The organism is Erysipelothrix tonsillarum DSM 14972 (assembly GCF_000373785.1).
GTDB classification, from domain to species: Bacteria; Bacillota_I; Bacilli_A; order Erysipelotrichales; family Erysipelotrichaceae; genus Erysipelothrix; species Erysipelothrix tonsillarum.
Genome location: NZ_KB892380.1, coordinates 34,537 through 59,056, shown reverse-complemented (window position 1 = coordinate 59,056; position 24,520 = coordinate 34,537). Strand labels below are relative to the sequence as shown.

Annotated in this window: 19 protein-coding genes; 18 read left to right on the top strand and 1 reads right to left on the bottom strand. The window is 37.2% G+C overall.

The window, feature by feature from the left end; translation table 11 throughout:
- Positions 1–143 precede the first annotated feature (143 nt).
- The 4 genes from B096_RS0107860 to B096_RS0107845 all read left to right on the top strand — a co-directional run bounded on the left by B096_RS0107860 (position 144) and on the right by B096_RS0107845 (position 4,095).
- On the top strand, positions 144–1,025 hold the full coding sequence (locus tag B096_RS0107860; protein ID WP_018580193.1) for a hypothetical protein: 882 nt from the start codon (positions 144–146) through the stop codon (positions 1,023–1,025).
- Positions 1,026–1,219: 194 nt separating this feature from the next.
- Complete coding sequence (locus B096_RS0107855) at positions 1,220–1,954, top strand: hypothetical protein (protein ID WP_018580192.1); 735 nt, start codon at positions 1,220–1,222, stop codon at positions 1,952–1,954.
- Positions 1,955–1,959: 5 nt separating this feature from the next.
- Complete coding sequence (locus B096_RS0107850; RefSeq protein WP_026254160.1) at positions 1,960–3,078, top strand: hypothetical protein; 1,119 nt, start codon at positions 1,960–1,962, stop codon at positions 3,076–3,078.
- A 360-nt stretch (positions 3,079–3,438) separates the two neighbouring features.
- A complete protein-coding gene (locus B096_RS0107845; RefSeq protein ID WP_018580190.1) occupies positions 3,439–4,095 on the top strand; it encodes a GNAT family N-acetyltransferase in 657 nt (218 codons plus the stop codon).
- A 149-nt stretch (positions 4,096–4,244) separates the two neighbouring features.
- Here the strand turns inward: B096_RS0107845 and B096_RS0107840 are convergent, their stop codons facing one another.
- Positions 4,245–5,003, bottom strand: coding sequence for an IclR family transcriptional regulator (locus tag B096_RS0107840; protein WP_018580189.1), 759 nt, complete (start codon positions 5,001–5,003; stop codon positions 4,245–4,247).
- A 203-nt stretch (positions 5,004–5,206) separates the two neighbouring features.
- Here B096_RS0107840 and B096_RS0107835 point away from each other — a divergent pair, with 203 nt between their 5' ends.
- The 14 genes from B096_RS0107835 to B096_RS10085 all read left to right on the top strand — a co-directional run bounded on the left by B096_RS0107835 (position 5,207) and on the right by B096_RS10085 (position 24,496).
- The gene (locus B096_RS0107835) at positions 5,207–6,271 is read left to right on the top strand and encodes a PTS sugar transporter subunit IIC (RefSeq protein ID WP_018580188.1); all 1,065 of its coding nucleotides are present in this window, start codon (positions 5,207–5,209) and stop codon (positions 6,269–6,271) included.
- Positions 6,272–6,280: 9 nt separating this feature from the next.
- Positions 6,281–7,276 (top strand): D-2-hydroxyacid dehydrogenase, encoded by a 996-nt coding sequence (locus B096_RS0107830; protein ID WP_018580187.1) that lies wholly within the window; start codon positions 6,281–6,283, stop codon positions 7,274–7,276.
- 179 nt (positions 7,277–7,455) lie between these two features.
- A complete protein-coding gene (locus tag B096_RS0107825) occupies positions 7,456–8,088 on the top strand; it encodes a beta/alpha barrel domain-containing protein (protein WP_018580186.1) in 633 nt (210 codons plus the stop codon).
- 196 nt (positions 8,089–8,284) lie between these two features.
- Complete coding sequence (locus tag B096_RS0107820; protein WP_018580185.1) at positions 8,285–8,767, top strand: PTS sugar transporter subunit IIB; 483 nt, start codon at positions 8,285–8,287, stop codon at positions 8,765–8,767.
- Positions 8,768–8,778: 11 nt separating this feature from the next.
- Positions 8,779–9,528: a PTS mannose/fructose/sorbose/N-acetylgalactosamine transporter subunit IIC gene (locus B096_RS0107815; RefSeq protein WP_018580184.1), complete on the top strand. Its 750-nt coding sequence runs from the start codon at positions 8,779–8,781 to the stop codon at positions 9,526–9,528.
- On the top strand, positions 9,525–10,364 hold the full coding sequence (locus tag B096_RS0107810; RefSeq protein ID WP_018580183.1) for a PTS system mannose/fructose/sorbose family transporter subunit IID: 840 nt from the start codon (positions 9,525–9,527) through the stop codon (positions 10,362–10,364). The genes B096_RS0107815 and B096_RS0107810 overlap by 4 nt, the downstream gene beginning before the upstream one ends.
- Positions 10,365–10,432: 68 nt before the next feature.
- Positions 10,433–11,365 (top strand): phosphoglycerate dehydrogenase, encoded by a 933-nt coding sequence (locus B096_RS0107805; protein ID WP_018580182.1) that lies wholly within the window; start codon positions 10,433–10,435, stop codon positions 11,363–11,365.
- A 1-nt stretch (position 11,366) separates the two neighbouring features.
- Positions 11,367–11,987: an SIS domain-containing protein gene (locus tag B096_RS0107800; RefSeq protein ID WP_018580181.1), complete on the top strand. Its 621-nt coding sequence runs from the start codon at positions 11,367–11,369 to the stop codon at positions 11,985–11,987.
- Entirely contained in the window at positions 11,980–12,378 is a 399-nt protein-coding gene (locus B096_RS0107795; protein WP_018580180.1) for a PTS sugar transporter subunit IIA, read from the top strand. The genes B096_RS0107800 and B096_RS0107795 overlap by 8 nt, the downstream gene beginning before the upstream one ends.
- A gap of 47 nt (positions 12,379–12,425) precedes the next feature.
- A complete protein-coding gene (locus B096_RS0107790; RefSeq protein WP_018580179.1) occupies positions 12,426–13,544 on the top strand; it encodes a PucR family transcriptional regulator in 1,119 nt (372 codons plus the stop codon).
- A complete protein-coding gene (locus B096_RS0107785) occupies positions 13,541–14,026 on the top strand; it encodes a PTS sugar transporter subunit IIB (protein ID WP_018580178.1) in 486 nt (161 codons plus the stop codon). The genes B096_RS0107790 and B096_RS0107785 overlap by 4 nt, the downstream gene beginning before the upstream one ends.
- Before the next feature lie 2 nt (positions 14,027–14,028).
- Positions 14,029–14,934, top strand: a complete 906-nt coding sequence (gene dapA / locus B096_RS0107780) for a 4-hydroxy-tetrahydrodipicolinate synthase (RefSeq protein WP_018580177.1) — start codon at positions 14,029–14,031, stop codon at positions 14,932–14,934.
- A gap of 113 nt (positions 14,935–15,047) precedes the next feature.
- On the top strand, positions 15,048–15,941 hold the full coding sequence (locus tag B096_RS0107775; RefSeq protein ID WP_018580176.1) for a phosphotransferase: 894 nt from the start codon (positions 15,048–15,050) through the stop codon (positions 15,939–15,941).
- 770 nt (positions 15,942–16,711) lie between these two features.
- The gene (locus B096_RS10085; protein WP_018580175.1) at positions 16,712–24,496 is read left to right on the top strand and encodes a SpaA isopeptide-forming pilin-related protein; all 7,785 of its coding nucleotides are present in this window, start codon (positions 16,712–16,714) and stop codon (positions 24,494–24,496) included.
- Positions 24,497–24,520 lie beyond the last annotated feature (24 nt).

The following is a 24,520-nucleotide window of genomic DNA, read 5'->3' as shown; positions in this document are numbered from 1 at the left end:
TACCTACAAAAATAGTTGGTAATTAAAGTATAAGATTATTTCCATTGTTAAGTTTATGAAGAAAAACACAATGTTGATTTTCATAAGAGATTAATGATACTCTGTGAATATGAGATGAATTGTACATAAGAGAAGGGGAAATTATGGAAAAGAGTAGGAATTATTATTTAAAAACAACTACTGTTTTGCTTGTGGGGGCGATTATTTTTTCAGCTTCAATAACAGGCTTATATGCTGACGGTGGAAGAAATACTTCAACTGACAAAATCAGTGTAAAATTTGAAGATGAGGTTGCTGTTGAAGAGAGTCTAACCTTTTTTGAATCGTTTATGGATGAAGCAAGGGGTAAAAGTCTTGACGAAGCGCCAGTTATAAGTCCGCTGAGTGGAAAAATGATAAAACTACTTATGTTGGACAGAGACATAGTTATTGCAATTTTAGAAAAAGAAACTATCAATTTAGATGATTCTTCAATCGGATTTGAGTCGTTGACAGAAACAAATCAAATTGCAAATTTTCAAGAAATAGATGGAAACTTTATTCTAACAAATTTCGAACTTACAGATAGCGGTACACTTTCAATTGATCTGGACTATGTTGAAAAATATATAAGTGAAAATAATCTTAATCCTGAAAATATTGCATATGTACGAACTGGCTTGCGACCCGATTTAGCATTTGTATATTCTACAGAAACTGACGAAATTATTCCTTTCTATAAAAATATTGGGGGTTTTGTCGAAATTGAAGGTATAAAAAATGGACAAATATACAAAGTTGAAGAATTAAGAGCTCCTCTGCAGAAATATTATGAGGAGACCTTTACAGAGATTCCGGCAGAAGGAATTGATGTAGAAACTGAACTTTATGGTGCGGTTCCTATGAATGTATTGGGTGAAACAAGTTTAAAAGAGAATTCGATTTTTAAGTCATCTAAATTTAGGGGTATTGCTACTCTTTCAATGATTGTGACTGGAACAGGTATTCAGTATATCAATAAGATTTTTAAGTATTATAAATTATAAAATAGCAGCTAATCTTTTTAAAGAATATATTGTTTAAGTCATGACAAAATATATTGAAGTTATTATAGCCCAATCAAAATTATTTGATTTTTAGATAATTAAAAAAAGATTACAACGCGTGCTTAAGTGGCTTAGAATTATTTTGCTTCTCATTTATTCTTTTGTTACTATTTTTTTATAAGAGGGGGAATGTTATGAAAGCATTTAAAATTATGAGTCTATTTATTTTTGTCTGCACGTTGATGTTGTCGATGAGTCAAACAATAGATGCAGCATCTAATCAAGATACACATGACAAGATTCGAAAATTTTCGAGGATGATGAATGTATCTGAGGAAGAAATGACGGATCAAATGATTGATGCCGCAAATGAATACAGTTTAGAACTTGAAGAAATGGTGGATGTATTTTATAAAGAAATAGAACAATCCGGTGAGGAGAATGGAAATGAGTCTCAGTCCAGAATTAAGCGGTCTACGCCTCGTGAAAAGTCGGGATATTTATTACCACCTGCTTCTTTTGGAAATGCATATTTTATTCAAGCGGTGAGTTCAGGATGGAACCACGGACATGTAGGTTTTTTTGGAGATTCTGATACGATTATTGAGGCTCCTGGTAGAGGCCAGCTATCAAGAAAAATCAGTCGAGAAAATAGTGGGCTTATCGTCAATTTACATGATACATACTTAGCGTTTACTGGATCTTTTGATGCGAAAAGAGGCGCACTAAAGGGTGCCGAGCGATTGGTGGAGTTACCTTACAATAGTAGTCTAAACAATAAGAAATGTTGGGATGGCGTTGTTAATTGTTCACAATTAGTTTGGTGCGCGTATCAATGGCCAGGCTATGATGTGGATTCGAGTGGAGGTAAATTTGTTTCACCAAAAGATATTTTAAATAGCGGTTATTTTATGAGAACAAGGTATTAGTTAGTATGAAAAAAAATCTATGTGGTATTCTAATTATGCTTTTGATTTCAGGATGTTCTTCAAATCAATCGGAAAATGTGCTTAAAGATTCTAAAACTATTGTTTTAGGAACTGATAATCGACGCAAACTCAAAGCACCGGATGCTCTAAAAATACTTAATAATACGGAGATTAAGTTTCTGGATAAAAATGGTAATCTTTTAGGCTCTAAAAATTACCATGAAAATTATTATAAAGTTAAGGTGGATAAAAATTATTATTACTTGGTTTCATCAGAAAAAATAATAAAGGGAAGTTTAACAGATCAAACTGAAGAAGCGTACAATTTTGATCCGCAATTAAACGCAATCGACTCAAAAATTTATCTTCATGAAGGTGATTTGTATTCTATTGATAACCAAGGATTTAGACCTGAACCCATGAATTATCTCACGACAATCTATAAGAACAATGAAAAACAGTTTGATATTATTGATGACCAAGCAACGTCACTCGTAGTTGTGGATCAATATATTTATGTGTTAACAGAGAATAACCATAATCGAAAAGAACCGGAACGAGGTATTGTTCGAAATATCTATCGATATAATACAGAGAATCAACAGATTGATAAAATGGAGCATTCTATTGATTCGAGTCACTATTCATCGACATTAATAACTAATGCAGGGAAGTTATATCTCTATTTATATATGGCCGATAATGTACCCACCCCAGGTAACACCGAAAATCTTGAAGATCGCCTCATTGTTCTTGACAAAAACATGGAAATTGAATCTGTATCCGAATACGAACGATTTGGTCCATCCTTTATTAGTGATATTCAGAACCATATTATTAATAATACACTCTATATTAAAAGTGAACGTCATGAATTACGAGCAATTAATTTGAATACTTTGGAAAACAAAGATGTGAAGTTAGATGAAATAAGTAACGCAGCGCAGTACCATTATTGGTCGCAACACTGGTATGAATCTGATAGCGAAAGACTCGTTATTTTAGGAAATTATGAATCAAACCCATACTACAGTATGTATGTTTATGACCTGAAAACGGGACATCTAATTGAGGAAATTAAGTGTCCAGATGTGAGTGCGCTTTTTGTATCGAGTAGCAATTGAAGCTAGTAATTTAAAAGTTGCTTATTTAATGAGATGTTATATGACAATAGTCAATAAAACATCCATAATAGTATGAGCTACTTGACTACAAATTGAATGATTAAATAGAAGGACATTATCTTTGAATTTTAGAAGACGATGTCCTTTTATAATTGATTTTAGGAGTTATTAATATCACTTTTTTGAGTGATGAGTAATCAAACATTTAAGTTTCTCATCATCAAAACGATAAAAAATTATATTTTAGTTCTGAATTATTTAAAGAAAGGACTATAATAGAAGAAGATAAAAAAAGTAGAAAAAGTTTTAATAGAAATAATTTATAGCTTAAATGCCTCGATGATTGGAGAGTGCTTTCATATGGTGAATAGTATAGAACGAAAAAAAGATTCTGACCTTCAGGCGTATTTATTGAATCCATGTGGATCATTATCATTACCACGTTGGAAAACAAAACAACGAGATTATTATAAACTCGCAGACCGTGTCGATATTATTCATGGGCGAGATATCGAAACGATTGATTTAAAGACCCATGTCTATGATCGATACTTTCGAATCTGTCATGACTTAGAGGTCATTCCTTCTGTATCTCTATCCAAAGGATATGAAATCATCACGCCTACTGCTGAAGAACTTAAAAATCATATTAATACTTGTTACAATGACATAACGATAAGTGATGCAGATATACTAAAGTATTTGAAGTCGAGTGTCTATCGTGAAGATTTATGGCTTGCAGTCATTGATAAAGATAAGCAAGCAATTATAGCGAGTGGTATCGCTGAGTACGACAATGAAACACAGGAAGGTGTCATCGAGTGGATTCAGGTAAGTGAAAACTATCGAAAACAAGGATTGGGATTTATTGTAGTCAGCGAACTCTTGATTCGCTTAAAAAAATATGCCCGTTTCGTCACTGTATCGGGGAATGTTGATAATCCTAATAATCCTGAACAACTATATCGGAAATGTGGTTTTAAAGGGGATGATATCTGGTATATCGTTCAGAAGTAGTGAATTGCTAACTTGTTTAACGAGATGATTTCTATCAGTAAATGAATAATAAAAAGTAAAAAAACACCTCCATAATATTGTGGCGGTGTTTTTTTTAACAATGCAAATACATAAGTGTGTTAAGAAGTGGTATCATTGATTGCTATTTTTTAGATATAAAATGAATTTTGTATTTTTTCGGCACATTGTTTTAGAATATCGAGTAAGTGCTCAACATTTTTATATTCAAGACGTGTTGAAGGTCCAGAGATACTGAGTGCATACTCAGGGATGCCTTCTTTATTAAAGATAGGGACAGCGTAACAACTTAAACCGTATTCAAATTCTTCACGGTCTGCAGAGATATTATTTTCCAAGATTGATTGTTGCTCTTTTAAAAACTTATCATAGGTATTAATGGTATGAACCGTGCGTGCGGGAAGATTCTCGTAATATTGACGAAGGGATGCTTCATCACGGTAAGCAAGAAATATTTTTCCCATTCCAGAGCAATAGAGTTCACCAATCGGGCGCAGTTGCGTTTGTAATTGATAGTACTCACCGTGAACGCGTCGAATAATCACAAGATCGTCGTTATGAGCCATTCCTAAGTTGATGGACTCTCCCGTTTTTTCCACTGCCTCTTTAATAAAGGGCTCGGCAACATCAATAATATTGCCGCTGATATGTGCACCGCGCGCATACTTCAACATGTGCATATCCAATGCATAACGTGTATCGTCAGCTTGCTTGATGGCATGAACATGCTCTAATGATTTAACAATACGAAAGACTCTAGTTTTGGGGAGGTTTAATGCGGTAGCAATGCTTGAGATGCCTAAGGTTTCCTGTTGAGAGAGTAAATCCAGGATATCAAACGCATCCACAATATTACCGATAATCGGGCTTTTCTCGTTTTTTTCAGTCATAGTAAAAATTCCTTTCTTTGTGAATTTATACATCTATCTAACACATAGTATATCAAAATTGTTGTTTCATTCCTATATTAAACAAAGTCTACAATATCAAATCAAAATAAGTTTGTTAATTGTATAGCAAGATATTGCAAAACCAACGTGAGAGTGTTAGCATACAAATAACGGAACACGTTCCGAAATTCAGGAGGAGACGCATGAGTCAAAAAGGAAGTAAAGAATCAAACTCGATTCTTCAGTTTATCATGAAGGTTATTGGTGGAGCAGCAAGTGGAATTATTGTTGCGGTAATCCCCAATGCAATCTTTGGTCAGTTGTTTTTAAATTTAATTCCAGTTTGGGAAGGATTTGCGGTTTTACAACAATGTGTTCAAATTATTCAACTATTAATGCCGGTACTCATTGGTATCGGGGTAGCACGTCAGTTTGATCTTGATTTAATCCCATCCATGTCAGTCGGAGCTGCTGCTTATATTGGAAGTGGCAGTGTATCGATGGTCAATGGTGCTTGGATTGTTGCTGGTATTGGTGACACCGTTAATGCCATGCTCGTGTCAGGAATTGCTGTTGCACTTGTATTCTTAATTAAGGACAAGGTTAAAGCTTTTGTCACAATTGCCTATCCAAGTATTGTAGGATTCGGGGCAGGAGCAATTGGTCTTCTAACACTACCATACGTTTCGTCTATCACACGCTTAATCGGAAGTATTGTAGCGGAAGCGACAACATTACAACCAATCTTAATGAGTATTATCATCGCGGTTATCTTCGCACTCCTAATTCTTACACCGATTAGTGTGGTCGCAATTGCATTCGCAATCTCCTTAGACGGTATTGGGTCTGGTGCAGCAAACTTGGGTCTCGTTGCAGTCGTTGTCTTTATGGCAATGGGTTCCCACTATGCAAAAAATGAAAAAGGGATTACGGTTTCTATCGTCTTAGGTGGAGTGAAGACGATGATGCCAAACTTCTTTAAGAACATTAAAATTGCGATTCCAGTAGCAATTGTATCGGGTTTGCTTGGTATGCTTGCACCAATTTTAAACATTCAAGGAACACCAGCATCCGCGGGATTCGGTTTTGCAGGTCTAGTTGGTCCTATTGTTGCTTATGGTTATTTACAAAACAGTCCTCTTATTAATTTCATTATTATTATCAGTGTTTATTTTGTCCTACCATTCATTATTTGCTGGGGGACTTATAAACTTTCGCGTGATGTCTTTAAAATCATCAAAGATGAAGATTTCATCTCAACAATATAGGAGGGTATTATGACAAAAATACTATGTTTTAATATGAATGATGAACGTATTCCTTTTGCGGAAGCGTGGGCAAAAGAACATGATGTCATTGTGGATTTTTGTACAGAGTCGTTAACAATGGACAATGTGGATTGTGTTAGTGGCTATGATGGTATAACGGTTGCGCAAGTGGGTACGTTTGACCCAAAAATCTTTAAAGCTTTGGAAGCGAGAGGGATTAAACAAATTGCGCAACGTACTGCAGGTTATGAAATTTTCGATCTCAAAGCAGCTCAAGAAGCTAATATTATTGTAACCAATGTTGGTAACTATTCCCCCGAATCAATTGCGGAATATACATTGATGCTCGCCCTACAACTGATGCGTAGGTCCCATAAACTTGATCGTCAGGTTGAAGCTCGTGATTTCCGTTGGATGCCGGAAATTCGTGCGAAGCTAATGGGGGAATCAACGGTAGCGATTATTGGTGTTGGAAAGATAGGATACGAAGTCGCAAAACTGTTTAAAGGTTTTGGTGCTCAAGTTATTGGCTATGACCCTTACCCTAAACAAGGAATTGAGGATGTCATTACCTTTGTGGCAAGTGTTGAAGAAGCGGTAGCGCAAGCAGATATTGTATCGTTACACATGCCTGCTTTTGCAGATAACTACCATCTTTTTGATGCGGTGATGTTTGAACGTATGAACGATGATGCTTACCTCATTAACTGTGGACGTGGCACGCTAGTGGATACAGAAGCCTTGCTCGATGCCGTGGATCAAAACATCATTGCGGGGGCGGCTTTGGATGTATATGAATACGAAGCACCTTATATACCCGGTAAGTTCACGGATGCTACGATTGAAGATGAAGTGTTCTTACGCCTTTTAAACCATGAAGATGTTATTTTCTACCATCATTGTGCATACTATACGGAAACGTCCATTCGGAATATGACTCAATATGCACTTGATGCTACTTTAGAGATCATCAGAACTGGCGATAGTGCATACCGCGTTAATTAAGACTTGAAGTACAGAACGAACATTCTGTACTTTTTTTATCGATTGTTGAATCATGTAGAAAGAAGGGACTCCTTTAACCACGCATAGACAACAACACAAAAATCCAAGAAATAATTGGCTCTAAATCCAATTGATATCGTTTTCATTAGGAGTAAGATTAAAGTACGAGGTGAAAACACATGAAAAAATTAGATATCACAAAACGTATATATGATACGGGAGCACTTGCAATTGTACGTGCTGAAACAATTGAACGCGCTAGCGAAATTGCGGATGGATGTATTGCAGGAGGTGTTCCAGTAATGGAAATGAGTTTTACCCTAAATAATGCTGGGGAGATCATTCATGAACTAAAGAAAAAATATGGTGATCGTTTATGTGTCGGTGCGGGTACGGTATTAGATTCCGAAACTGCACGTCATGCAATTCTTAATGGTGCTGAATTCATTATTGCACCGAATTTCTCCGAAGATGTTGCAAAGATGTGCAATCGATACCAAATTCCTTATGCACCTGGATGTACGACACTCTCCGAATCTGTTGATGCAATGAGTGCTGGGGCAACATTCATCAAGGCATTTCCTATCTCTGACTTTTATGGACCTAAGTTAGCACAAGTTTTTAAAACACCGATTCCAGATATGCCAATCTTAGCAAGTGGTGGTATTAACTTGGAAAATTTAGGCACCTGGATGGATTGTGGTGTTGATGTTTGTGGTTTTGGTGGACTACTCACAAAAGGTTCATCAGAGGACATTGCTAAAAATGCTGCACAAATTCGTAAGATAGTAGATCTCAAACGTAATAAATAATAATAATAAAAACCCGACGGTTAATACATCCCACTCGGGTTTTTTTGTTTTATTAAAAAAGATGTTGATGGTATGAATAAACATGTCTTTTTAAATCTTTGTTCCTTTGAACTAAATAGGACGTTCAATTTTTGTTATGAACACACATACGAATATGAAATCGGTTACATTATAATATATTTAGGAGGTAAGAGTTATGAGCATAGTATTAACAAGGGTTGATTTCAGACTCATTCATGGACAGGTAATCACACGTTGGCTACCTCAAATGCAAGTAAATGAAATTGTAACCGTCGATACTGATTTGCGAAACGATGAGTTTATGCAAGAAGTATTCAAAATGGCTGCTCCTCAAGGAGTTGGCATTCGCATTCTTTCTGTGGATGAAGCCATTGCAGCACAAGAAAGTGGCGATTTTGAAAAACGTCGTGTTATGATGCTTTTCAAAAACGTTCAAGAATTAGATAAAGCTGTGAAAGCAGGTTTAAAATTGGAAGAGGTACAAATCGGTGGACTGGGAGGGGGACCAGGTCGTAAGGCTGTCAATAATGCTATTACACTTGATCGAACAGACGCCGATACACTACTCGAGTTGGAGGCATCAGGAATTAATATTTATTTACAAACGACTCCTGATTATCCATCTGAAACACTACAAAAAGCAGTAGCTAAATTATAAGGAGAAAATATATGGTAATTAAAGCGATATTAGTTGGTTTAATCTACTGGATATCAATGGGACGAGCACAGTATTTCTTCTCATTCGCATTCCGTAAACCAGTAGTACTCGGTGTATTTATTGGGTTGGTATTCGGAGATGTTCGTACAGGACTTCTCTATGGGGCAACCATTCAATTAATGTACATGGGAGGAATTGAAGCAGGGGGAAATATTCCAAGTGATCAAGCCCTTGCTGCCTGTATTGCAATTCCTGCCGCAATTGTAAATAACTTAGACCCTGGAACCGCTGTAGCGATTGCAGTTCCATTTGGAGTACTTGGCGTTCTTATTAATAATGTACGTCGTACAATTAACTCATTTTACAATAAAAAAGCAGATGAATACATTGAAAAACGTGAATACGATAATCTTTCACGCTTCTCATTCCTTTTACCTTGGTTAACAGGTGGGGTTCTTTATTTCACACCGGTATTTATCGCAACACTCTTTGGTCCTTCTGTGGTTGAAGCCTTTATTAATGTAATTCCACAATGGCTCATGACCGGTCTTGCTAATGCGGGTGCGATGTTACCAGCTCTTGGATTCGCGCTAACCCTTGTTGTAATGGGTAAAAAACAATACTTACCATTCTTTGTACTTGGATTCTTTATGTATGCAGTCTTAGGATTCTCAATGTTAACAGGAGCAGTCTTTGCGCTATGCTTTGCATTGATTACATCGTTATTTAAACAAAATAATGAAGAAGGAGGTATCGCATGAGTGAAGTAGCAGTAGAAGCAAAACAAACAATCGTTACAAAGAAAGACCTTCTTGGCGCTTGGTGGAAATGGTGCCGTGCCGTTGAAGTTCCAGTTAGCTTTGACCGTATGCAAGCTCTTGCGTTCGGCTATTCATTAAACAATGTACTTCGAAAAATCTATAAGGACGATCCAGAAGAACTTCAAGAGGCAATGCGTCGTCATGTCACAATGTTTAATACCAACTGTGACTGGGGAAGTATTATCCACGGAATTACCATTTCACTTGAAGAACAACGTGCTTTAGGTAATAAAGAAATTACGCCTGAAATTATTCAATCTCTTAAAATTGGATTGATGGGACCGTTGGCTGGTATTGGTGATAGTGTTGACCAAGGTATTGTTGCTACAATCCCACTTGCAATTTTCGTGCCAATGGCATTAGAAGGCTCAATTGTTGCAGCATTCATTCCAGGAATCATTTATCTTGTATGGTCATACGGATTCTCATGGTTCTTATTCCAAAAAGGTTACAAATTAGGTAAAAACTCAGTACTTGAAATCTTGCATTCCGGTAAGATTAAGAAAGTTATTGATATCGCAAGTATTGTTGGACTATTTATGATCGGGTGTTTATCCGCTTCATTTGTTAAGGTTGAGACAATTCTTGAATTCACAAGTTCTACATCAACAGTTGCTTTACAAAGCATTCTTGATGGAATCTTACCAAAACTCTTACCATTCACAGTAGTTATGGCAATGTATCTTTACATTACAAAACGTGGTCCTAAATACCTACGTTTAATTGCATATACGATGATTATTGCGATTGCACTTACATTCTTTGGAATTATCTAATCTATAAAAAAATAATACTTAGATAATCATAGGGTTGTCTAAGTATTATTCATCATAAAGGAGTATATATGAAAGTTTTAATAACCCCTAGAGGTTTTCAAAAAGCAGGTTTACACGAAGTAGAACGGATGCGTAAAGCAGGACTTGATGTTCATTATAATGATACAGGAATTCCTTATACCCACGAAGAATTCGTATCTTATGCGAAAGATGCCGATGCAATTATTGTCGGAGTTGATCGAATGGACAAAGCAATGATTGAACAATGTCCGCATCTTAAAGTAATCTGTAAATTTGGTGTTGGTACGGATAATATCGATCTTGATGTATGTAAAGAACGTAATATTTATGTTGGAAAAACAATTGGTTCTAATTCAAGGTCAGTAGCAGAGCACGTAATCGCAATGATGTTTACGGAAGCTAAAAACATTTATGAAACTGTACGAGACTGTAAAGCGGGTAAATGGGATAAACCAACAGGTTATGAAATTACCGGCAAACAAATTGGTATTATAGGATTTGGAGCAATTGGGAAACATGTTGCAGATATGGCACATGGACTCGGTATGAGTATTAAAGCTTTTGATGCATTCACAATAGATACAGATGTCGCTGAAGCATATCACGCTGAGATTGCTACATTCGAGGATATCTTGCGAACATGTGATTATATTTCATTACACATCCCTTTGACAGATGATACAGCCAATATGATTTCGACAGAAGAATTTAAAATGATGAAACCCAATGCATGTCTTGTGAATGCTGCACGTGGAGGTATTGTGGATGAAGGGGCACTTTATGAAGCCTTACATGAAGGTGTTATTCGTTCCGCATGTTTTGATGTATTTAGTGTAGAACCTCCAAAACACGATGAAAAATTATTGGCATTGGATAATTTCTTACTGACACCTCATACGGCTTCACGTACTTATGAGTCAGAAACTCGCACATGTGAAATATCAACAGAGATCGTAATGAGAGAATTGGAGATTTTATAAAATGACAGACAGCATTACACAATTTATTGAGAATACCAAAGAAGTATTTGGAAATTATCTCAATGATATTGATACAAACGATGTTGCGAAAGCAGCTGCAATCATTATTGAACAAGAGACACACGGAAATCGTGTTCATGTTACAGGGATTGGTAAGCCAGGTCATGTTGCGGGCTATGCCGCTTCGCTTTTATCCAGTACTGGAACGAGTGCATATGAGCTTCACGGAACTGAGGCAGTTCACGGTTCTTCGGGACAAGTGAAGCCCGGTGATGTGGTGATTGCGATTTCAAACAGTGGTGAAACGGAAGAATTAAAGGCAACTATTGAGACACTCATACATAATGGGGCTCGAATCATTAGTTGTACCGGAAATAAAGCTTCATGGTTATCAAAACACTCAGAAGTTTGCCTTGTTGCAGGAGTTGATGCCGAAGGGGATCGCTTAAATAAGGCACCACGTAATTCGATTCTCGCTGAAATAATGGTTCTGCAATGCCTCTCTGTAGCGTTGCAGGAAAAGAAGGGGCTAACCCTCGAGTCATATCTTAATTGGCATCCAGGAGGAAGTCTTGGGGCATCGTTACGTTTAGAAAAAGAAAAGGAAACACATCATGAGTAATTTATCGATTATTATTGGAACACACGGTCGTTTTGGGGAAGAACTCATCAAGTCGGCGGAAATGATTGCAGGTAAACTGGAGCATGTTCATGCAGTATCGCTCTTACCAGAATACTCTTTTGAAGACTATATGAAGAAGGTTGATGAAACTTTAAGTCAATGTGATGGTCCAATTATCGCATTGGTGGATATTTTTGGTGGTACACCAAGTAATGTGTTCACGGTTTTAAGTAAGAAGTATAATCAGGCGGTAATAACCGGAGTGAACTTACCGGTTCTCATTGATTTGTATTTAAGTACGCGAGGTGAAACGATTGATCTTGATCACCTTCCAGAAAAATGTTTAACGACACTCCAAGAGAGTGGCACTCACACAAATACCACACTTTAAAATCAAAAGTTTATGATATGATTTTAGAAAAATGAAAGGGATCGATTATGTACGTTTTACCGAAAGGATTTGAAAATCTAAATATGGAACTTATATGCAGCATTTTCGATGAGTTTGTATCCGTCGTGCAAGAGAACCAGAAATATATCATCGGTCTTATTGACCAAGATGGTTTTATTGTTGCGTGCAGCAATAAAGATTTTATAGGTAAAAACAGTTCGGTGATTCCTTCAAATAAATCAAATACAATCTCAGCTATTGAGATACACGGTGTTACAGTCGGATCTCTATGGGTCAATGGAGAAGAAAGTTTAAAGATGATGAGCAGTTTGCTTCTAGAATCTTTAACGACGCGTGTGATGTATGAAATGAATGAACAAAAATTATTTAAAGAAAGTACAAAAGATGACCAGTTGATTAAACTTTTAATTGGTAATCAGGACTTAGAACGTAATAAAATTTTAGAACTTGTGGAAGAACTTGAGATAAATCAAGATATACCACGTATTGCAATTCTCGCCTACAATGAGGAGGGTTATGATCCCAGTGAAATTGTTCGCTTAAAACTTAAAGAGGACAGTAACGAACTCATTTATTCACTTTTTGATCAAAAGCGTCTTATTCTCTTCAAAGACATTATCAACTGTGAGAACGAAGAAGATATTCAGAAAGAAATTAGAGCGTATATTGTAAGTCTACAAAACTGGGGTCTTCACAATAGCTCCTATTATGTTGGTACAATACAAAATCGGCTCGTTAATTATAAAAAAAGTTATGACAGTTGTGTATGGTTAAAAAACAATCATCATTGCACAATATCAGAAGTTGAGTTTTTTACGGACTATTTGACGGATTTTCTGATTTCAAAGATTCCGGTGGATGAGGTTCGAAGTTATTTTGACTTCTATGTTGAACAAGCAAAAGGATTTGATCTTGATGAATTTGTAGATATTAGCAATCGATTGTATCAAAATAATTTTAATATAACCCAAACAGCAGACGATTTGTATATTCATAAAAATACGTTAATCTATAAAATTAAGCGATTTGAATCAATTCTGAATATCGATATCCGAGGAAGTTTTCATGGGAAAGTGCTTTTGGTGCTAATCAGTAATGCATTAAGAGAAATTCAAGAGCAAAAGCAAGTAGGTGAGATCATATGAGTACAAAAGTAAAACTTGTTCGAATCGATAAGAGACTCTTACATGCAACTGTAGCGGTAAACTGGGCACCGTTTGTGAATGCAAACTTCGCAATCGTCGTTGATCCTACCTATGTGGGAGATTCTTTTATCGAAAATGTTATGCAACTTTGTTTACCAAAGTATATGCGTGTCAAAATATTTAACGTTCCACAACTTATAGAATTTGTAAATGAACAAACATATGAAACCCGAAATATTATGTTGATTTTTAAAGATTTAAAAACGGCACGGGAAGCGGTAGAGATGGGACTCAAGGTGGATGAAATTCAACTGCCTTACCCTGCAAGCCGTATGATGATTAAGAAATTACCGGATTATTTCAACGATACCGAGATTATCGATATTCGTAGAATTCAAAATTATAATACGAAACTTTATTTTCAAACTGCGCCTCTTGATGCCAAAGAGTACGGAATTTTTAAACGAAAAGAAGGAGAATAAACATGTTTAAAGGAATTATTACCCCAATCGTTACACCGTTTAATCGCGATGCAGAAGAATCAATTAATTATGAAGCACTAGAACCCCTTATTGAACACCTGATTCGTAAAGGGGTTGATGGCATCTTTGTCATGGGAAGTAATGGTGAGTTTCACGTCATGGATGAAATTGAAAAAATCATTCTTCCAAAACGTGTCATCGAAATTGTAGGTGGACGTGTCCCAGTTTTTGTTGGTACCGGAAGCTGTTCAACACGGGAAACAATTCGTCTTTCAAAAGAAATGGAAAAAATGGGCGCAGATGCTCTATCGGTGATTACACCTTATTTCCTAAAACCTACGGATGAAGAGTTGTATCAGTATTTCAAAGATGTTGCGGACTCTGTTCGTATCCCTATTATTCTTTATAACATTCCCAAGGCAACTGGATGCAATATTCCAAAAGAAGTTGTTGCACGCCTAGCGAAGATTAAGAATATTCGTGGTATTAAAGATAGCAGTGGCGATATGGATAATCTTAAAGGTTATATTGAGGCAACGGAAGGGACCCATATGAATGTATTAGTGGGATCTGATTCAAAAATATCAGAAGGATACCGTATGGGTGCCACAGGAGCAATCGCAGGAACAAGTAATGTAATTACAGATGTGATTGTTGAGTTAGACCATGCGCTTCGAAACGGTGACGACGAACGCGCCGATCAATTACAAAAAGATATTGATGTTTTACGTGGAGTATTAAAATATGGAACCGTACCATCAATTATGAAACGTGCTGTAGAGTTAGCGGGAATTGCACCAGTTGGACCGGCTCGTCATCCTGTTACCGAAACCACTCAAGACGTGGATGACAAAATTAAAGATGTCCTTCAATTTTACGGTTTAAATCAATTAGAAGACGCTGAGTAATCGGAGTCGTTGCTTTAAAAAAACAGACTCAATTATGAGTCTGTTTTTTTATTGATATGAATTATCACAGGAAACCGATATAATAAGGATATAGAAAACGGAGGTACTAACTGATGACAAATGCTACAAACTATAATCAATACTTACAAAACATCATGAATACATTTCAATGCGAATTAGAGGAGATTACAAGTTTTGAACCGCTCTTTGGGGGATTAACCAATCATTCGTATACGTTTGAAGTAGATAAACAAAAATATGTTTACCGCGAACCGGGTTTGGATACGGATGCCTATATCAATCGAGAGAGTGAGTTTTACGCTCAAACTAAAGCCAAAGAATTGGGTTTGGATAACAGTCTTGTTTTTATGAATCAACAGGAAGGTTGGAAGATTTCTCATTTTATTGAAGATGCACGTTACTTTGATTATCGGAACGCACACGATGTATCAGTAGTTCTTTCGAAAGTTAAATACTTACATGAACAAAACATTCAAGGTCCATGGGAGTTTGATCTCTGGAATAAAACGCTTGATTTTGAACGTCAAATTGGTGACGTAGGACGAAAACATTTTGAAGATTATGATGATATCCGTGAACGGGTCGCACTTGTATACGAACGTGTATCCCAAGAAGGCTATCCAAAGACCCTCTGCCATAATGACATCTATACTACGAATATCTTATTTCAGGGCGAAACGTTTTATCTCATTGACTGGGAATTTGCGATGGTAGCAGATCCTGCCGTCGATCTTGCGACATTTATTGTGTGTTCACCTTATAACTTTGAAGAAATCATTCAAGTACTGCATGCATATGCGGGCGGAACTATGGCTGAAAAAGACCTTCGTCATTTCATTGGATATTTTGCGGTAACAGGTTTCTACTGGATGAATTGGGCAATTTTCCAAGAAAATAACGGAACTGATGTAGGGGACTTTTTTGAGAATTATTATAAATATACCAAGCTTTTCTTAGAACAGTCGGAAGCTTATGAAGCTCGCTAACATGGATAGAGCCCATCTTGGCAGAACGTAAAAGGGAGTAATTGGATATTGAATCCCTAAAGCTATTTCACGTTGGGTTTGTAGTGATTATTTTTCAACGGTATTTTTGAGATTCGTTTCAATAGAGTTTTAAGGATAAAAAAGTAAATGAGATTTTAAATAGCGTATTAAAAAAAGATAGACTTCCTTAAAGTCTATCTTTTTTGTGTGGTTTAATACATTTTTTAAGCCGATGTTGGTTTGAAACAATAAGTAAACCTACTACAAAAAATGCGATTGCAATATATTGATTTGCATTGGGGATACCATAGGGTGGTAACGTATTGATTCCAGATAATAACAGATTAATCTATAGATGTAAGAGATTCATCAGTGATATACACCTCCTTGGTCTCGTTGACTTTGTTCTCATATCATAGCAAGTGTTTATGCCGATTCCTATTGAAGTACTTAAGCAGGAAGGGGCTATACTCTTTTCAAAATGAGTTAAAACGATATTAAACTTTCTCGATGTAAAGGGTCTTTCAATGCTTCTCACGAATGTTTCACGATGCCATGATAAGAATACAGTTTGATACTTAAACAGTGGTTTTTAGAACGGTTTTATGTGATTGATAATCACAATGTGAAATATAAATCACAAAGAGTGGTGTTGTTAATGATAGGATACGATAAAGTACCGATTTCATCTGTACATTTTTGACGTGGCATTTTTACTGGATTTTATGCTGGCTAATACTTTCTAAACAACTGAGAAAAGAGGAGACACGATGTTATTTTCAAAAAGCCATAAGATGCGACCCCTAAGTATTGTCGCGTTAGTACTCGTATTAATCGTTTCGCAATTAACCATTTCTGCGAATCTAACTGAAAAGGCGTTCACAAACGATGAAGTCTTGGCGTTGGTTCTTGATGCTAAACAATCCAAAGTGATGATTGAATCACCGACGCAACCTTATAAAGCTCGCGTAGAACTTGAGTTTAATATTAGTGATGCACTATGGGTGCGCATCAAAGAGGAATTTAACCCGCTTTTGTTTAAGTTACCAGAACAGGTTACACTGACCCAGCTTGATGCACCAACACATACGGAAAAAGACTTAAAATCTGATGGAATCCAAGATCTCACGCAGATTAAAGCCGAAATGGAAACGGATGGATTTAGTTTAGATTTTGAAAATGTCGAATTAAATCCGAAGACCTTTAAGCTTGTCTACACCGTGGATATCATTGGTGATGTAAGAGAAATTGATGCTAAAGCATTTCCGGCTATCGGGATTGTAATGCAAGAACTCATCGATAAAATGGATGATCTAGCAACGCAAACCGAACCCGAAACGAACTTAACTGAGGAAGTGGAACAAATCCCCGAAGAAAAAGAAACTGCTGATAAACCTAGTGTGTCCGATGCAACAAAGGAACATCTAACGGGTGCAATCGAGTTGAATCTTAGAGGGAAACCCCATGCCAATCTGAGATATAAGAAGCAGTTGATCGATGCCAGCAATCCCGTCAAAATGGACGAATACACCGATGAATCAACCCAATTTAGTGTTGATGTTTTTACGGACGATAATGATTTTGTGGAAATAAGCTATAAGCTTAAATTAGACCAGGCATCACTTGATAAAATAACCGCGGATGACCTTATTTATGATTTTCATTATATGAAGGATGGGGAACGGGCCATTTACCAATACGAATATGATTTCCCCAAAGAGATGACGCTATTTACCGCAACGCAAGAACAGTTTGTTATTAGTGATAAATTAAAAGACTACAGTTCTTCAAAAATTGTGCGTATCGATCCTACTTCAAATGATGGAACTTTTAAACTTGTTGTTGATGAGCTTTTTGTGTCCAATGAGGAAGCGGGCATTAAAGATCAATATCGCTTCCAAGATTTGATTGCATTTAAGATTAATGAATATATTGCAACGGAAACGGAAAAAGGGACTTCACTTGAAACAATTAAAGAGACGCTTCAAGAAGGTTTTGAATTTGCGACTGATGAATACCCTTTTGCAGGTTATGCTTATAAACAAATGGATAAAGCAAAACTAGAAAAACTTGAAGATTATCCACTTATTATCCAAGACTTCATTGCACCCGATAATCACATAAAAGAGACATTTCCCGTTCAACCCTTAGGTGGTGAAGATCATAAACTGGAGCAATCTGGATTTAATGAAATTAGTGGTGGATTTGAACTTACATGGGATGGAGTTCTCAATACAAGTAGAAATCACACCATGAACGCGTTAGAACTGTCGTTTATAAGTCCAAAGATTGTCCAGGATTCAGGTTTCTCAAATTGGTCAATCAATACAGATGTTGAAGTAAGTTATTTCAATGTGAAAAATGATGGGTCTCTTGAATCGGATACGAAGTATCCATCTGAAACGCATCATTTGGTGAATGCATCGTCAACCAAGATTGAGGATATTAAGATTCCTTTGTTTGAAGAAAATCTTGTTGTGAAATATAATGTAAAACAAACCTTTACCAATACGAATCTTCAATTGGAAATTGAGGGACGACAATTAGGAAGATTGACCGCTTCCCTTGAAAATAAACAACTGGTACGCTCTGCGGATAATGAAAAAATGTATCCACGTTCGATTTTAATTTCAGGATATAAACGTGAAGAGGCAATGCCGACCAGTCTGATTTGGAATATTAAGTACAATAATAATGAATTAGTGCGCAATGAAAATGATGGTTTTGATTTTAGAATCAATCCAGATACATTCAAAACGTATAGTGATGACAGTTCGGGAGCGTATGTTGAAATTCCGGTGAGCTACGAATCCATGAAATTTAAGCGTACCGTACTGGTAAATAACAAAGCCATTGAAAAAGATGGTCGTTTTGAGGTTACTTGGAATGCAGAAGGTACTGATGCCCAAGTCCGTCTCAAACCGGGACAAAAACTTTCCGAACCGGTAGTACTAAGTATTATCTTTGAAAATGATATCAAACATGAATATCAACCGGGGAAAAGCATTCGTGATGAACTCATGACTTCACCGAGTTTGATGTTTGAGGGTGATGCAGAAGTTGATTCCTACACAAATGGCACGTTGATTCCTGCACCAAAACCAACAGAAGAAGAATTAGAAACGCGAAAAGCATCTAATTATCTCATCTTACTTGATAAAAAACCAATTATGATTGATTACCGTACGAAAGAAGTTATTTGGGCTGCATCCATAAATACTACGACGGCACACCGTGTTGGATTACCTGGATTATCGTATATGGATAAGTTTGGAGAAGGTTTAGAGTTTGAACCCATGGATAAAGGTCATAAACTGTTGTTGTTTAAAGTGGATCCCGAGAAAAATTCGTACCGAGAGTATGATCAGTTCCGCAAGGAAGTCCAAAAATTGATGGATGATTCCGAGTTGGAATCGATTCATATCTATGATGCCGTGTTAAAACTACTTGATGAACCGATGGGGGATGAGACCAATAAATCTAAAACCTATGGAGAAGTAGCGGAATTGATTGCGGTGGATGCGATGGGTTATGCTTCTCAGGCTAAAGAAACCTTGACGGATAAAGACTATATTGTCTCGCGTCCTAAAGCAAATCCTGGCTACGTAGAAAAACTAAAAGGTATCGTTATTAATGGTGACAGTGACGAAGCCCATCAATCAGACATTACTAAAAATGACCTCACGAAAGATGCGGATTTACGCGTAGACTTCGTCGCCTCCGATAAGGCAATCGGAAATGGTGAAGGGGATGCAAATACGTATTTTATAATGTATAAAACCAAACTTCATAGTGATAAACCGTTAGATAAAGTATCCAATCTTGGTCAACTTATTTTTGCTTCTTGGGTTCCTGGAGAAAGTAATAAAATCACCTGGAAAGGTGGAGGGCATGTTGCCAATCAAGATTTGGGCGAAGTAGCGAAGTATAATACCATCCCTAAAAAAGAAGGTGTTTTTAAAGTTGTTAATGACCATGAAACCGGTCGAAATCGACTTGGGGTTGAATGGACGATTAACTTTAACTACGATATCGATTTCCGTCGTATTGACCGTGTGAAAATGGATGTTCAAGATACGATTGATAAAACCTTTATATCGACAGGTCAAGAAAACCTTCAAAATGCTCAATTAACATTAGAAAAGATTGATAAACTTGAATTTAAAGCGTTTGAAGTCGATAAAGAAGGGCACTTAACGGAAGCAAAAGATGATGCGGGTAAACCCATCATCAAAGAAGCGCTTGTAGGCAGCGATGAGTTGAAGATAACAGAAGATGCCAACACTATTGCGTACCATCTTACCAAAGAAATGAATCCTAAATATGTTTATCAATTTAAGCTTATAACGTTTGTTGATACTGACGATGCACCGGATCAAACAGTTAATCAAAATCAATCGGAAGTCGGAATGAATGGAAACTTTACGAATAAGGTTGCCTATGACCGTGCCTTAATTCCGGATGGACCGCTACAAGGTGATGTTGGAGAGGCGGAGGCAAACGTCACCTTTGATCACATCACACGTGTTAAAAAAGAAGGAATCCATGATCCGCAATCCGGTTATCGACAACAAATTAAGTGGAGCTTAACGCTTAACGAAACTTATGAATCAATGTCACAGATTACAATTAAAGATAATCTTGAAAAAATGCATACTTTCGCATTTGTTGACAACGATAGTGAACTTGAAAAATTAAATCATGGTAAAGCAGAACTTAGTGGATTTAAAATGGAAATCTTCCAGTCTGGATCTTGGCGTAGTGTTACTCCGGCAGACTATGGATATACGTTAACCAATCTAAAAGGGGAAACTGATCTATTAGATGATTGGATTACGGGTGAGAGTGGTTTTATTATGACCTTCTCAGAAACGATTACCGACCCAATTCGTTTGACCTATGCTACATATGGACAAGTAGTTTCCGATAAAGAACTACCACTTATTAATTATGCAGACATAAGTTATCAATCCAATGGTGGGAAAACCGTTAATCATAAGGTGCAAGCAGAAGTCAATTTTAATATTAATAACAAAAGTGAATCCTATGATGATAATCGTATGGATTTAGGCTTATCCTTACGCTACAATGAAAATCAACAAACAGATCCAACTGAATTGGATGAAGGGACTGCGATTACGGGTGAGAGTGTGCAAAGTGCGATCATCTTACTTTACCGTTACCAAGCAGGACTCCCTGAAAACAACCATATTTATCGCCTCGGTCGAACAGACCAAAATGGATATATCGAGTTTAAAGATCTTGAAGAAGGGGATTATGTGGTCAAACAATTTGGGACGGCAAAGGGATACTCAGTTCCGAATTCATTGGGATTTGTAAGTAAAAACCGAGATAAAACGAAAGATCATTCTGAGGTGATTGGCGGTAGTCAAATCCAATCTCAAAAACTGGTGACGGTTAGTCTCAAGAAAAAATCAAGCTTCCTGAATCGTTTACGTGGCGATGCAGAAGTTGAAAAACGAGATTTCGCAATTTATAATACTACCCCCGTTTTTGAAGTCCAAAACAATGCGATTCAGACGGATGCAGCGTTGAAGTCTACAGAACTTCCTTTTGCGAAGGTTGCGATGAATGTATCGGGTGCCACAATTGGTGACCAACAATATACTTCAGATGATGTGGGGATTTTTAAAGTAGGAACCGTTAATGTTGGAGATCAGCCGATTGATTTCGGTGAATATCAAATCTCGCAGCCACACCAGAATTTAGAGGGTTACTTACATAATTCAGAAGTCATCGCACATACCATTAAGTCAAATCCTAATGGAACTGTGGATGCAACGACAAAAAACGCAACCTATCAAAACTACATGACTACCGCTGAATTGAGTGTCGTAAAACGTAACACGAACGATCCAATCGAAACCAGTGCTTTTAAGTTGTTTAAACAAGATGAAAATAAGGCGTGGGTACCGTATGAAACGATTTTTTCAGGTACAAAGACACAGGACATTTATGAAGTTAAAGATGGTAAGGCAGTATTTTATAATTTGGAGTCGGGAGCATATCAATTAAAACAGGTATCGGTTGATGGAAAATACTTACTCAATACGGAACCGCTGATGTTCTTTGCATATGGACCGGATGCATTAATTACAAGTTATGAAGGTAAGCCCGAACCAATGGCACTTCAATTTGATAATATTCCCATGGAAGTAACGATTTTAAATAAAATTGGGGACCACTTTATTGCTGGTTCAGAATTTAGTCTCAAAAAAGATGGTGTGGATGTTGAAACGTTTACGATTTCAGATGAAGCGGTGGGACATACGCTACCACTCGGCCCTGGAAAATATACGTTAACGCAGACTAAGACCACGGCCAACCGTCCATTAAATACAAAGACTGAATCGTTCGAGATTGCACAAGAGCAAGGAGACGAGACAACGTTTGAATTTGTATTTATGAACCACTTAGGTTCGGTTGATGTAAAGTCGCATGGTCCACTCGGCTCATCAATTGATATCGAACAGCTGACCCTTAACGGTCCGGAAGGCTCATTGCCAAAGGGACAACGAACAGACTTAAATCTGGGATCATATACCATTGATGATGTTGTGCTGGGTTCAAAATGGATCTACGTTGATACAGAGCCGAAGTTTGATATTCCAGCTACCTATCAAGAGCCCGAAGAACTTATTCAAACTGTTGCGATTTATGGAACGCAAGCAACGATGACGTATACCAATCGCGATGGAGATGATAATACTGCGGAATTGCTCACCGATGGACACTTCACCCTAACAAACACCACAAAGCAAAGCGTGACCGAAAATACTGATCAAACATTTAAACACATTGAGCCAGGAACGTATGTGGTGAATCAAACCCAAGCACCGAATGGGTATGGATTAAATACTGATATTCATCGAACGGTGACGGTACCTGAAAGTATTAAGCCGAGTGAGGTTGCAATAAACCAAACGGATCAAACAGTTGGATATTGGTTCTATGATCTTCAAACCTTTGAAAACTATCGAGGTAAAGTAGCACTGGCTAAAACATCAGGTGAGGACGATACCGTCCTTGAAGGTGTTGTCTTTGATCTGTATAAAGACGATAAATTATTGATTGAAAGCTTGAAAACAAATGCTCAAGGGATGATTGATGTTGAGTCGTTGGCGCCAGGAAATTATTATTTTGTGGAAACGGCAGGGGATGGTCAGCACACCATTTCTGATCAACATTATACATTTAGCATTGCGTCAGAAAATGCGGGTGTATATGCAATCCAAGAGCTTGGTGTTAAGAATTATTATGCCAATGCTATCTTTAAAAATACCGACCCTACGCAGGTGGAAAACTATACAACAGGACACTTCAATCTGTTAGAAAAAACGGATTCAGGGTGGCAAGCATTCCCTAATTATACCGATTTCACAGTAGAAACCGGGAAAGAAAACTTTGAGATTCGAGGAATTAAACCGGGAGAATATAAGTTAGTTCAAACCCAAGCACCGGGCCAAACCATACGTAATACGTATGAATATGTATTTGAAATTCCAACCTTTAAACCTTCACATGAAGAAAAACGTGTTGTTATTGCGTTGGATGATTATATAAACTATCAAGGGAGTCTGTCCATTGCGTTTGTTGATGAAACGGGACCTTACCCTCATGAAGTGGTGGGTACCTACGGTGATCAAAAGACACCGATAACGAGCGCGGATGGGATCTTATCACTCGACAACCTTAAACCTGGAAATCATACACTCACATTTACGGAAGCAACAGATGCGATAGTGTATGACGAGGAAGTCGATACCCAAATTCCTTCAGAAGCACATAATGATACGGGAATTAACCAAACGGCAACGGTACGCGTCGTGTATGGTCATCTTGCACTTCATTTAGTTGATGGGGATACATTGATGCCCTTATCCTCTGGACGTTATCATGTGGATGATTCTACGCTTGATGTGGATGAACAGGGTACGCTCAAACTTAATCGCTTGGGTCCAGGCGAACATACACTGGTTCAAAGTGAAGCGGCAACGGATTACATTCTAAATCTAGAAAATACCGAAACTTTCGTATTACCGAAAACAGTAGGGGGATTGGAAAATGCTTCAATCAATACTGAAGGAGTATTCCCATTTGTAGTCTTGGAACCAATAACCCATTCAAACTATCAAACACGTGTTCTGATTCATAAAACAGATGAACATCAAGTCGCTTTAGAAGGTGTTACATTTGCATTAACTCGCAACGATGTAGACACTTTTGCTCAAACGAATTCGGAAGGGGTTGCAATTTTTGAAAATATTGGACCTGGTTCGTATTCGTTAACCGAAACCGCTTCGCTTGAGGGTTACGAAGGCGTAAGCGATACGCACGACTTTGAGGTTGTAAGCAGCTTTGCAGGTAAACCTGTGGACTATGAATTCAGCGTTATCAACAAACGAATTGAAGTCCTTCCTAAAACAGGAATCACACCCACAAACGTAGCGAATGCGTCCGGTGTGATTGCGATTGGTTCACTCTTAATGATTTATGAACATAAACGTCGCAAACAAACGAAATCTAAAAAGTAATTATTCATAAAAAAACCGCCCACT